This window comes from Clostridium algidicarnis, assembly GCF_000703125.1.
In the GTDB taxonomy this organism is placed as follows: Bacteria; Bacillota; Clostridia; order Clostridiales; family Clostridiaceae; genus Clostridium_L; species Clostridium_L algidicarnis.
Map to the genome: position 1 here is coordinate 2,277,674 of NZ_JNLN01000001.1, position 12,338 is coordinate 2,290,011.

Annotated in this window: 12 protein-coding genes and 1 other annotated feature; of the genes, 8 read left to right on the top strand and 4 right to left on the bottom strand. The window is 30.5% G+C overall.

The features are described from left to right. Positions 1 to 156 precede the first annotated feature (156 nt). Complete coding sequence (rocF, locus tag BV55_RS0110785; protein ID WP_029452832.1) at positions 157 to 1,053, bottom strand: arginase; 897 nt, start codon at positions 1,051 to 1,053, stop codon at positions 157 to 159. Positions 1,054 to 1,517: 464 nt separating this feature from the next. On the opposite strand from rocF, the gene BV55_RS0110790 reads away from it, so the two are divergent. From BV55_RS0110790 to BV55_RS0110815, 6 genes are all read left to right on the top strand, one after another. After that, the gene (locus BV55_RS0110790; protein WP_029452833.1) at positions 1,518 to 2,603 is read left to right on the top strand and encodes an ABC transporter ATP-binding protein; all 1,086 of its coding nucleotides are present in this window, start codon (positions 1,518 to 1,520) and stop codon (positions 2,601 to 2,603) included. After that, the gene (locus tag BV55_RS0110795; RefSeq protein WP_029452834.1) at positions 2,603 to 3,454 is read left to right on the top strand and encodes an ABC transporter permease; all 852 of its coding nucleotides are present in this window, start codon (positions 2,603 to 2,605) and stop codon (positions 3,452 to 3,454) included. Before BV55_RS0110790 ends, BV55_RS0110795 begins: the two co-directional genes overlap by 1 nt. Before the next feature lie 2 nt (positions 3,455 to 3,456). Then, positions 3,457 to 5,295, top strand: a complete 1,839-nt coding sequence (locus tag BV55_RS0110800) for an extracellular solute-binding protein (protein ID WP_029452835.1) — start codon at positions 3,457 to 3,459, stop codon at positions 5,293 to 5,295. A gap of 453 nt (positions 5,296 to 5,748) precedes the next feature. Continuing rightward, entirely contained in the window at positions 5,749 to 6,696 is a 948-nt protein-coding gene (locus tag BV55_RS0110805; RefSeq protein WP_029452836.1) for an L-lactate dehydrogenase, read from the top strand. Between the two features lie 80 nt (positions 6,697 to 6,776). Next, positions 6,777 to 7,029, top strand: a binding site (T-box leader). A gap of 122 nt (positions 7,030 to 7,151) precedes the next feature. Continuing rightward, positions 7,152 to 8,159, top strand: a complete 1,008-nt coding sequence (asnA, locus tag BV55_RS0110810) for an aspartate--ammonia ligase (protein ID WP_029452837.1) — start codon at positions 7,152 to 7,154, stop codon at positions 8,157 to 8,159. Positions 8,160 to 8,193: 34 nt separating this feature from the next. Continuing rightward, a complete protein-coding gene (locus BV55_RS0110815; protein ID WP_029452838.1) occupies positions 8,194 to 9,000 on the top strand; it encodes a class I SAM-dependent methyltransferase in 807 nt (268 codons plus the stop codon). Positions 9,001 to 9,100: 100 nt separating this feature from the next. Here the strand turns inward: BV55_RS0110815 and BV55_RS0110820 are convergent, their stop codons facing one another. From BV55_RS0110820 to BV55_RS0110830, 3 genes are all read right to left on the bottom strand, one after another. Continuing rightward, positions 9,101 to 9,526 (bottom strand): hypothetical protein, encoded by a 426-nt coding sequence (locus BV55_RS0110820; RefSeq protein WP_157469650.1) that lies wholly within the window; start codon positions 9,524 to 9,526, stop codon positions 9,101 to 9,103. A gap of 135 nt (positions 9,527 to 9,661) precedes the next feature. Then, a complete protein-coding gene (locus tag BV55_RS15385) occupies positions 9,662 to 9,820 on the bottom strand; it encodes a rubredoxin (RefSeq protein ID WP_084170547.1) in 159 nt (52 codons plus the stop codon). A 346-nt stretch (positions 9,821 to 10,166) separates the two neighbouring features. After that, positions 10,167 to 10,694 carry an amidase domain-containing protein gene (locus BV55_RS0110830; protein ID WP_029452840.1) on the bottom strand — a complete coding sequence of 176 codons (528 nt, stop codon included), beginning with the start codon at positions 10,692 to 10,694 and terminating at the stop codon, positions 10,167 to 10,169. Between the two features lie 310 nt (positions 10,695 to 11,004). Between BV55_RS0110830 and BV55_RS0110835 the strand changes: the two genes are divergently transcribed. Further along, on the top strand, positions 11,005 to 11,937 hold the full coding sequence (locus BV55_RS0110835; RefSeq protein WP_029452841.1) for a CobW family GTP-binding protein: 933 nt from the start codon (positions 11,005 to 11,007) through the stop codon (positions 11,935 to 11,937). A gap of 24 nt (positions 11,938 to 11,961) precedes the next feature. Then, entirely contained in the window at positions 11,962 to 12,315 is a 354-nt protein-coding gene (locus BV55_RS0110840; protein ID WP_341349702.1) for an ArsR/SmtB family transcription factor, read from the top strand. The last annotated feature ends 23 nt before the right edge of the window (positions 12,316 to 12,338 follow it).

The window sequence follows — 12,338 nt, forward strand, 5'->3', positions numbered from 1 at the left end:
GGTAAACCTCCTGATAATAATACAACTATAAAAGTAATTATAACATAAACCTTATTATTATTAAATAAGAAGAGGTTGTTCAGTTTGAGTTAAATAAAAGATAGCTTAAAAATTATATGATTATACTCTCACTACAAGAGAATTACTTTTATTAATTTAAATATGACTAAATATTAGATCAATCATTTCTAAAGATAATTCTAGAGTTTTATTATCTTTATCAATTTTAGGGTTTAGCTCAACAAAATCCATAGACTTAACATTCTTTGTGTCTAAAATAGACATTAAGATATATTTAACTTCAACTATGCTTAATCCATTAGACACAGGCGTACCAGTTCCAGGAACTAACTTTGAGTCTAAAGCGTCAATGTCAAAACTTAGATGGATATTTTTACTGCCATTATTACTTAAAATTTTAATAAGTTCATTTATAACAGATTCTATACCATTTTTCTTTATATGTTCTGTAGACCAAACATTAAGACCAAGCTTGGAAATGAGATCCTGCTCACCTTTATCTAAATCTCTTGCTCCAATTATATAAACATTTTTAGGATTAACTTTCCTACCTTTATAAAAGATATTTGTTAAATCTTCGTGACCGATACCCATAGAAGCGGAAAGAGGCATTCCGTGAACATTGCCAGATGGAGAGGTTGTATCTGTGTTTATATCTCCATGAGCATCTACCCAGATAACACTTATATCATCTAAATATTTACTAGCACCAGAAACACTACCAAGCCCTATGGAGTGATCACCTCCAATAATAAAAGGGAAAACACCTGAATTTAATGAATTGTATACTTCATTTGCTAAATCTTCATTTACCTTCGTTACTGTATCTAAATATTTCATAGTTTTATGTGCCACATATTTATGACTTTCATCCACTTTTGGAACAATAATATTTCCTAAATCACAAAGTTCATGACCGTACTTCTTTGCAATATTATCGATACCGTTTTCTCTTAATATATCAGGACCAAATTCTACACCTTTATTATCACAACCGTAAAATATAGGTACACCAATTAAATTTATTTTCATAAGAAAGCACCTCCTTAAATAATTCCATAAATATATTCTATAATCAAATTAAAAAAATTTTATTATAGAATATATTTATTTTTACAAACAAAACAATTATATAGGTATTTTAAAAAAAATAAAGTACTTTATTAAAATATGTATTATTAAAAGTATTCTAAATAATTTGATAGACTTAATCTAAAGGTTTTACAAATATAAAGAAATTTTTATACATTATAAGTGGTATATTTAAGCATTGTTTTTTAACATATCTAGTAGCTTTTGTGATTTCATAGTATTAATTAAAAAAAACAGTGAAATTTAAGGCAAAACTATTGTATAAACTATGTAATTATGATATATTTTTATACGAAAATTATATTTTCGACTACTGTTTAATAAATATCTTCTTTGCCTTAAAAAGGTGGGGAAGTTTTCTTTTTTATAAAAAAACAAATGTAAAGTAAGGAGTTGAGAATAAGTTGGCGAGTAAAACAATTGTTCAATTAGTAAATGCGTTTAAATCCTATGAAAAGAATGGAGAGCCAGTGGTTAAAGGAATATCTCTTGATGTAAAAGAAGGAGAGTTTTTAACTATTTTAGGTCCTAGTGGCTGTGGAAAAACTACAACCTTAAGAATGATAGCAGGATTTGAAGAATTAACTAGTGGAAATATATATATTGATAAGGAAGAAGTTTCTTTAAAGGCACCTTATGAAAGAAATGTTAATACAGTATTTCAAAATTATGCTTTATTTCCTCATCTTAATGTTTATAATAATATTGCTTTTGGTCTTACTATGAAAAAGGTAGCCAAGACAAAAATCAAAGAAAAAGTAAATGAAATGATTAAAACAGTTAGACTTGAGGGCTACGAGGATAGGATGCCATCACAACTAAGTGGAGGCCAAAAACAAAGGGTAGCTATTGCTAGAGCTATTATAAACAGCCCTAAAGTGCTACTTCTAGATGAGCCCTTAGGAGCTTTAGATCTTAAACTAAGAAAACAGATGCAATTAGAATTGAAACATCTTCAAAAAGAACTAGGAATTACATTTATATACGTTACACATGATCAAGAAGAAGCTTTAACTATGTCTGATAGAATAGCTGTGATGAATGAAGGTAATTTAGAACAAATAGCTTCTCCAGAAGAAATATATGAAAAACCTAAAACTAAATTTGTAGCTGATTTTATAGGAGAGACGAACTTAATAGAAGGAAAAGTTACGTCTATTGAAAATGAAAAGGCTTTACTAGAGATAGGACAAAGTAAAAATATAAAAGTAGAGGACCTTGGATTTTCAATAGGAGAGTTTGTATGTATAGCAGTTAGGCCAGAAAGATTGAAGATTAAGAGCAAGCCTAATTTAGATGACCAGTGGTTAGAGGGTACATTAAAGGAAAAAATATATATGGGATCTGTTTTGAAAACTGTGGTAGAACTTAATAATGGTAAAGACATAGTCATAAATGAATTTGTGGGGGAAAGCTTTGATTTTACAAATAAAAAGGATAAAGTTTTTGTAACCTGGAAGAGTAATAGTGCAGTGGTGGTAAGGGCCTAATGAAAAAAAAGAAAAGATCATATAGGCTTCTTTATCCTGTAGTAATTTGGATGACTTGTTTTTTCTTGGTCCCGGTTATGCTTATGGTACTTGTAAGCTTTTTTACAAGAGGTGAGTTTGGCGAGGTTATATACAGTTTTAACCTGGAAAGTTACATAAGATTCATGGACCCATTATATTTAAACATATTATTAAAATCCCTTATCATTGCATTTTTTACCACTGTTATTTGCTTGGTATTTGCTTATCCTTTTGCATTTTTTATTGGGAGAGCTCCTAAAAAGTTTAGTGGTCCACTTATTATGTTGGTAATGTTACCTTTTTGGACTAATTCACTTATAAGAACTTATGCTTGGATAATACTTTTAAGGACAGAGGGGATAATTAATTCATACCTTATAAAACTAAATTTTATATCAGAACCTTTAAAATTACTTTATACTAATACATCGGTGCTCATTGGTATGGTATATATGATGTTTCCGTTTATGGTATTACCTATTTATTCTTCTGTAGAAAAGATCGACAAGTCCCTTATTGAAGCTGCATCAGATTTAGGAGCCAATCCATTTAAAAATTTTGCTCGGATAATATGGCCCCTTACTATGCCAGGGGTTATGGCAGGAGCTCTTTTGGTATTTGTACCTACCTTAGGATACTTTTTTATACCAGACCTTATGGGAGGTAGTAAGGTTATATTGATTAGTAACCTTATTAAGAATCAATATCTTATGGCAAGAGACTGGCCTTTTGGATCTGCTATTTCTGTTATACTGATCGTAGTTATGCTTATTATAATAGGTGGATATTTTAAGATTACAAAATCTAAGTATAAGGATAAGGTGATGTAGAGTTGAAAAAGAATAATTTAAAGGTTCTTGGAAAAGTTTATTCAGCGTTAATTTACTTTATACTTTATATTCCAATAATAATACTTGTAGTATTTTCATTTAATCAATCCAAATTAAATGCTACTTGGACAGGATTCACATTTAAATGGTATCAAAAGCTTTTAACTAATAGTGGGCTTTTAGTATCCGTTAAAAACAGCCTTATAATTGCATTTGTGAGCAGTATAGTGTCCGTAATAATTGGAACACTCACTGCAGTTGGTATATATAAATCAAAATTTAAGGGAAAGTCTATAGTGGATGGAATGCTATATATTCCTATAGTTATACCTGAGATAGTTCTAGGTATTGCCTTACTAGCATTTTTTTCTTTGGCTAAAATCAGTAGTGGTATATTAACACTTATTATAGCCCATATAACCTTTAGTATATCTTACGTTGTGGTGGTAGTAAGGGCTAGATTAGAAGGCTTTGATAAGTCTATAGAAGAGGCTGCTATGGATCTTGGAGCAACACCTTTTCAAACATTTATGAAGATCACACTTCCGAGCATTATGCCAGGAGTTATTGCAGGAGGACTTTTAGCATTTACATTGTCTATAGATGATGTGATAATAAGTTTTTTTGTAGCGGGACCTAGTAGTATGACATTTCCCTTGAAGGTTTTTAATATGGTAAAGTTCGGAGTTAGTCCAGAAATTAATGCCTTGTCTACTGTACTTATAATACTAACAGTTACTGTGGTTATAGTTGCAGAAAAGATAAGGTCTAATAACATTAAAAGTAAAAACATAAAAAGACTCCTAGCAACTCTTATGAGCTTCATTTTTATATTTACATTAGGAGTTTGGAAGGCTTCTAGTAAAGCTGTTCATTATGAAGGAGAATTAAATATTTTTAATTGGTCAGATTACATACCACAGCCTGTTATTGAGGAGTTTGAAAGACGATATAATATAAAAGTTAATTATTCTAGCTATGGTTCTAATGAAGAGATGTTAGCTAAAATGATGGCGGGTGGAAATGGATACGATGTAGTTGTAGCTGCAGATTATATGGTGGATATAATGAGAAAGCAAGATATGCTTGAAGAGATAGATACAAGTAATTTAAATAATTGGTCAAATATTGGATCGGAATTTAAAGACTTATATTTCGATAAGGAAAATAAGTATAGTGTTCCATATATGAGGTCAGAGGCTATAATAGTGGTGGACATTACTAAAATAAAAGATGGCGAAATAAAAGACTTTAATGATCTTTGGAAAGAGAAATTTAAAGATTCAATAGTTATGATGGATGACCCAAGAGGGGTTATTGGTATGACACTCAAAACATTAAAATATGATTTTAATGAAACGGATGTTGATAAGTTAAATGAGGCAAAAATTAAATTAAAGACTCTTCAGCCTAATATAAAGGCTTATGATAGTGATAACTCTAAGGCTATGCTTATAAGCAGGGAAGTTCCAATAGGGGTTGCCTGGTCTGCAGAAGCAGGTTTTGCAATGGCTGAAAATAAGGATCTTAAAGCGATTATACCAGGAGAAGGATTATTCTTACAACAAGATAACTTTGTAATACCAAAGGGCTCAAAAAATTCTAAAGAGGCAGAGTTATTCCTAAATTATGTATTAGAATCAGATGTTAGTATAGAATTTACTAAGGTTTATCCTTATACAAATTGTAATGAAGCAACCTATCCAATGACACCAAAAGAAATATTAGAAAGTCCTTTGTCTTTTCCACCAAAAGAGGAACTAGAAAAAGGAGATTACTTAATGGATATAGGTGATGCTGTGAAGTATTATGATTTAATTTGGTCAGAAATTAAGAATTAAAGCTGCATATTTAAGTTGATATTTGTATTGACGTTACTTTATCCGATGGCTACCATCCGTAACATCCCTATCCTCTTCAAGGTGGGGGATGACGGCTGCTACGCCCCTGGATAAGTTCTTCTAAGCCTCAGATGGAGAGATGTATTCCTTATAAGCAAACTCCACCTGAGTCTAAGAATCACTTGACGTATTCAGGTTTTAGGCTGCTTTTCGTTGTTTTGTCACATTTCATGTAAAATTAGTTTTATTAAACCTTTACAACTGTAATCCTTATAAAAAAGCAGGCTTTGCCTGTTTTTTTGTGCTATATCATTGATAATAATTTTTAGTTGATATAGTATATTAGTATAAATAAAATAATAGAATATTTAATTACATGAATTATATTTTGTAAATAGCAAATTATATTAATAAATGATATAAATTAGAAGTTGACAACAAAGGAGAGGTTTTATGAATATTAAAGGTACAAAGATTTCTATAATAGGGGCAGGTTTTGTAGGTTCTACCACAGCTTATGCATTAATGCTTGGAGGGCTTGCCTCAGAAATAGTAATTGTAGATATAAATAAAGACAAGGCAATAGCTGAGGCTATGGATTTATCTCATGGAGCTTCCTTTGTGAAACCAGTAGATATAAAGGCAGGAGATTATGAGGATACAAGAGATTCAGATATAGTAATAATAACAGCAGGAGTTGGGCCTAAACCTGGTGAAACTAGATTGGATTTAATAAATAAAAATCTAAGGGTTTTTAAAAGTATAATTCCAGAAGTAGTTAAGTATAGTCCAAACTCAATTTTGCTTGTAGTTTCTAATCCAGTAGATGTATTAACCTATATTACATATAAACTTTCTGGATTTCCAAAGGAGAGAGTAATAGGTTCAGGAACTGTTTTAGATACCTCAAGGTTTAGATATATGTTAAGTGAACACTTTAAAGTTGATGCAAGAAATATACACACTTATATAATAGGAGAGCATGGAGACTCTGAGATTGCAGCATGGAGCCTTACAAGTATCGCTGGAATGAATGCGGATGAATATTGTGATGATTTAATAGAGGGCTGCAATACAAATTTTAAAAATAAAATTTCAGAAGATGTTAAAAATGCAGCTTACGAAATACTAAATAGGAAAGGTTATACCAACTATGGAGTAGCAGTTGCTATTAGAAGAATTGTAGAGGCTATAGTTAGAGATGAGAGGGCAATACTTACTGTTTCAAGTTTATTTACCGGTGAATATGGAATTGAAGACTTATATCTAGGTATACCTACAGTAATTGGAAAAGGGGGTACGGAAAAGATATTGCAAGTTCCACTTAGTGAAGAAGAACTTAAAAGTCTTAAAGAATCATCAAATATATTAAAGGGACATATATTAAAATCTGATATATAATAAAGAATGTATAAAAAAATATGATAATAATATTGACAGTTTCTTATTAACACTATATAATAACAAGAAATAAATATTTATAATAAACATTGATAGGAAGAGTACTTATAAGGGAAAGTTTTAGCGAGTAGGCGTTGGTGAAAGTCCTATACTAAATTTATAAGGAAGAACATCCTGGAGTTTTCAAGCGAAATCTAAGAGAGTAGTATTGAACGGAGCCTAATCGTTAAAGCTAGGACAGTATCGAATTCATTAATTGATTCCGTGCTGATTAAGTGAACTCTTTTAGTTAACCTAGGTGGTACCGCGGAAGTTTAGTCTTTCGTCCTAATTTATTAGGATGAAGGGCTTTTTTTATTTCAATGAATTAGGCCATATTCATCGAATCTATAAGGATAAAATTATTTATTTTCTAAACTAAAAAACCTATATGGTGATAGAAAGTTGGAGCAATTATGGAAACAATAATACCAAAAGCATATGAAACAAAGTTAGATATAAAAGAAACAGAGATAGCTATAAAAAAGGTTAAGGATTATTTTGAAGATAATCTTACGGACGCATTAAATTTAACAAGAGTATCTGCTCCTTTATTTGTAACTAGCGATACTGGATTAAATGATGATTTAAATGGAATAGAAAGGCCGGTAAGCTTTGGAATTAAAGCATTGGAGGAAAGAGAAGCTCAAATAGTACATTCTCTAGCAAAATGGAAAAGAATGGCTTTGCATAGATATGGATTTAAGGAAGGTGAAGGTCTTTATACAGATATGAACGCCATAAGAAGGGATGAAGATCTAGATAATATACATTCTATATATGTAGATCAATGGGACTGGGAAAAGATTATTTTAAAAGAAGAAAGAAATATGGAGACTTTAAAAGGAATAGTAAAGTCCATATATAAGGTATTTAAAGAAACAGAAGAGTATATTTGCAGTGAGTATGCTAGTTTAAATAAAATTTTGCCGGAAGAAATATTCTTTATAACTACGCAAGAGTTAGAAAATATGTATCCAAAGTTAACATCAAAAGAAAGAGAACACGCTATTTGCAAAGAAAAGAAGGCAGTATTTTTAATGCAAATAGGAGGAGCATTAAAGTCAGGTGAAAGACATGATGGAAGAGCTCCAGATTATGATGATTGGAACTTAAATGGAGATATATTATTTTGGTATCCAATATTAAATATTGCACTTGAACTATCCTCTATGGGAATAAGAGTAGATGAAAAGACACTAGAAAAACAATTAAGCATTGCAAGTTGTGATCATAAAAGGTCATTAGAATTTCATAAGATGTTATTAGAAGGTAAGTTACCTTATACTATAGGTGGGGGAATAGGTCAGTCAAGGATATGTATGTACTTCCTTAGAAAAGCTCATATTGGAGAAGTTCAAGCTTCTTTATGGGGTGAAGAAATACATAAGCTTTGTGAAAAAAGTAATATTAAATTGCTTTAATAGAATCTTATTTTGATTTTGAAAGGAGTATAATATGAGTGAGGTAGTAAAAGGTTATTATGATGAAAATGCACAATTGGAGCTTGAAAGATTAAATAATCCATATAGTAGCATAGAGTTTAATAGTACAATGCATCTTATAGATAAATATTTTCCTAAAACAGGTGAGATTATTGATATAGGTTCTGGACCAGGAAGATATTCATTAGAGTTATTAAAAAAGCGATACAATGTAACTCTATTAGAACTATCTGAAAAGGAACTTGAAATAGCAAAACAGAATATTGAAGAATTAGGACTAAAGGCAGAAGGATATTTATGTGAAAATGCTCTTAATTTAAACATTTTAGAAAGTAATAAGTATGATGGGGTTTTATTAATGGGACCAATGTATCATATTTTAGATAAAGAGCAAAGAATAAATGTTTTAAAAGAGACCCTAAGAATTTTAAAAAAAGATGGTATAGCTATAATTTCTTATTTAAATTCATGGGGGATATTAAAGGCTGGAATAACAGAGTTTAGTAGTACATTTAGGGAATTAGAAAATGTTTATGGGTATTTAGATGAACAGACCTTTGATGAGAACAATAGTTTCACAGAAGCATATTTTTCTACACCAGTACATGCACTAGATGAAGTAAGGCTAGGCGGATTTCATATTGTATCATATGCTGGAGTGGAAAGCTTTCTATCAGGGATTCGAGATAGAGTCTTGAATCTTTATAAAGAAGATAGAGGAGTATATGATAATTTACTAAAGGTTGCAGTAGAAAGCTGTGAGCTTCCACAATATAGAGATTCCACTGAACATTTGCATATAGTTGTTAAAAAGATTTAAAAAATAAAAGGCTCTTGATTTATATAAAACAATCAAGGGCTTTTTATATTGGATTGAAATTAATTGAAAAGCTAATTATAAAAGAGAATATAACCTTTAGTTAACAAAAGAAAGAGTCTATCCTGTTTAAATCTAATCCGAAATAAACCCATCTACGATTCATCCATCTAAAACCACTTATGGAGTTTCTACCAACAAAGGTAAGGTAGGACCAATATGATCTTCCGTTGGTTTGCCATATATAAGTAAACTTAAAAAGACAAGGTCTTATACCACCAGCATCTATAGCAAAGGTACTAGGTCCACCGAAACTCTTAACATTTGATTGGGTTTTAGAGGGTATAAATGAAGGTGGAAGTCCAGGAGGAGAGCTTGGGTTTTGTGACCTCATACCATATGGATTATAATAATATGGTGGCATTATTTCTACCTCGTACTCGCCCACTTCTTCAGGGAGTGAATTGTCGTCATTATAAACTCTCATGTTGTTACGCTCAGTAAAATCTAAATCATAAAAATTAAACATAATTTCCTTCCTTTTAATATCGATACAATATAAAATATGAATCAAATACATTATATGTGAATAGATCTTTAGAGCTAAAAAGGATTTAACTTAATTTATTACATTAAGCTAAATCCTAAATGTTAAAAGTTATTATTATAATTCTTCGAAAACATACTTACCTTCTCCACAAACAGGATAAAGCCAATCTTCTGGAATATCATCAAAAGAAGTACCTTTTGATATACCATTTTGAATATCTCCTACCTCGGGGTCATATATATAACCACATTCTATGCATACATATTTTTTCATAATTATCTCTCCTAGTTACATTTTTATGGATTGTGCTAACTCTATTTGACTTAAATAAAGTTTATCCGATGGCTACCATCCGTAACACCCCTATCCTCTTCAAGGTGGGGGATGACGGCTGCTACGCCCCTGGATAAGTTCTTCTAAGACTCAGATGGAGAGATGTATTCCTTATAAGCAAACTCCACCTGAGTCTAAGAATCACTTGATACCACTTCTACCCAAATGTATAAATTCGTATAAGGCTTATATAGATATCACTTCTTAGAAGTAAATCTCACCTGAACCTGAGAATCACTTGATAGCTAATAATACTATAATAATAAGAAATAATCAATAATGAAAATTAAATAATAATCTTTACAAAATGTATCTTATAAGCAGTCCAAGAACTTCTAAAAGGTATATTCAAAGCGTCAAATGAATTCTGAGAGATTAAAGGTTCCTTGCCTATAAAAGAGGTTACAATAGCAGAATGAAAGATAACGCGCCTATTGTCCTCAAAAAATACAAGGTCTCCAACCTCTAAGAGCTCTTTGTTAGAGACTTCTAAACCTTTTACATAGGGGGAGTTAATACTTTCATTTACTTTTAAAAAGTAATATAGAGAATGGGCTACAGCCCAGGAAATGGACCAAGTATCCTTCATTACATTTCCATTATATTTTTTATACCACCAAGGATGATGTTGATTAAAGTCCATAAGGCTACCACCAGCAAATAGGCACTGTGATATAAAGTTAGCACAATTGCCACTTGTGTCACCTAAAAGAGGAAAGTATCTATATTTAGGATTATGCTTTAAGGCATAAGTTATTGCATAGGTTACAGCATCAAATCTTCTATAATTATTTTGTCTATATGTTTCGTTTATATTCATACATAGCCTCTTTATATAAATATTAATAATAATATATATATATATATATAACTAAGCTATAATATACCTGAATTTAAAGAAAATGAAGTAAGTAATTTATGATGAGATGTGATTAATAAGATGAAGGAAGTGATTTATGTTAAGCTATGGAATTATTAAGTTTAACTGTTATTAGATGACAAATTATTAAGCTTGGTTGAACTATTGACAATCTAAAATAATGGAGTTAATATATCAATATACCCATATGCGCATATAAGCATGTGACTATATGGAAAAGCCAAAATATAAGGAGGGAAGATCAATGAAAAATAAAACAAAACTATATTTACTTACAGGCTTTTTAGGAGCAGGAAAAACTACTTTTCTTACTAATATTCTAGATGACTTATCAGGAAATAAGGTAGCTGTAATAATGAATGAGTTTGGTAAGATTGGGATTGATGGAACCATAATACAAAGAGAAGGAATGGAACTTGTAGAAATTAATAGAGGATCAATATTTTGTTCATGCTTACAACTTTCTTTTATATCTTCTTTAATAGAAATGGTAGATAGGAATATGGAATATGTTTTTGTAGAAAGCTCTGGGCTAGCGGACCCATCTAATATAGGGGAGTTTTTAGAAGCTGTAAAGGTGCCTAAAGGTGATGCATATGATTACAGAGGGGCAATTTGCATAGTAGATGGCACAAACTTTTTAGAGCAAGTAAAAGATATAGAGACTGTAGAAAGACAACTTAAATTTTGTCATTTAGTAGTTATATCTAAGGTAGATTTAATAGCGGAGGATAGGATAAAAGAAATTAAAGAAAAGATTAAAGATATAAATGATAAAGTAGATATTGTGGAGTCTATAGATGGAAAAACAGATTACAACTTCTTAGAAAAAAATCTTATAAATGAGGAATGGGATTGTACAGAGCAAAGTACTAATACTCCTGAAAACAAGCCAAAAACCTTAACCTTAACCTATAATGGGGAATTAATTAAAGCAAAACTTACTAAGTTTTTGGATACTATTAAAAAAGATAGTTATAGAATAAAAGGGTTTTTAAAATTTGAAGATGGATGGAATCAAGTGGACGTAGTAGGTAACATAATAGATTATAAGCCAATTGATAATGAAAAGGTAAATTCTGAATTGGTGATTATATCGAAAATAGGAGTTCAAATAATAAGACCAATATTTAATGCATGGGAAGAAATAATAGGAGAAGAGATGAAGTTAAGATAATTATTTTAAATAACATGGAAGGAGATGAATTTCATAGATAAATTAATAAATTATTTTAAACTACTTTCAGATGAAACAAGACTTAGGATAATGGTACTTTTGTTCCATAATGAGTTTTGTGTATGTCAGATTTGTGGTATTACGGGTATATCTCAGCCAAATGTATCAAAGCATTTAGCTAGACTTAGAGATATGGGATTAGTAAAGGATGAAAGAAAAGAACAGTATATATTCTATTCTTTAAATAGAGGGGATAAATTATTTGAAGAGATACTTGAAGATATAGTTACTAGCGTAAATGATTATCCAACTTTAAAATCTGATATAGAAAAAAGTAAAGCTGCAGCAAAATATATTGAACTTACAAGTATGCATTAATAAAATATAAAGATGGGGGAATT

Excerpts from the sequence above, each read along its gene's own strand:
- BV55_RS0110815 (WP_029452838.1), top strand. The coding sequence starts at position 8,194 with ATGAGTGAGGTAGTAAAAGGTTATTATGATGAAAATGCACAATTGGAG.
- asnA (WP_029452837.1), top strand. The coding sequence starts at position 7,152 with ATGGAAACAATAATACCAAAAGCATATGAAACAAAGTTAGATATAAAA.
- BV55_RS0110805 (WP_029452836.1), top strand. The coding sequence starts at position 5,749 with ATGAATATTAAAGGTACAAAGATTTCTATAATAGGGGCAGGTTTTGTA.
- BV55_RS0110795 (WP_029452834.1), top strand. The coding sequence starts at position 2,603 with ATGAAAAAAAAGAAAAGATCATATAGGCTTCTTTATCCTGTAGTAATT.
- BV55_RS0110835 (WP_029452841.1), top strand. The coding sequence starts at position 11,005 with ATGAAAAATAAAACAAAACTATATTTACTTACAGGCTTTTTAGGAGCA.
- BV55_RS0110840 (WP_341349702.1), top strand. The coding sequence starts at position 11,962 with ATGAATTTCATAGATAAATTAATAAATTATTTTAAACTACTTTCAGAT.
- BV55_RS15385 (WP_084170547.1), bottom strand. The coding sequence starts at position 9,820 with ATGAAAAAATATGTATGCATAGAATGTGGTTATATATATGACCCCGAG.
- rocF (WP_029452832.1), bottom strand. The coding sequence starts at position 1,053 with ATGAAAATAAATTTAATTGGTGTACCTATATTTTACGGTTGTGATAAT.
- BV55_RS0110820 (WP_157469650.1), bottom strand. The coding sequence starts at position 9,526 with ATGTTTAATTTTTATGATTTAGATTTTACTGAGCGTAACAACATGAGA.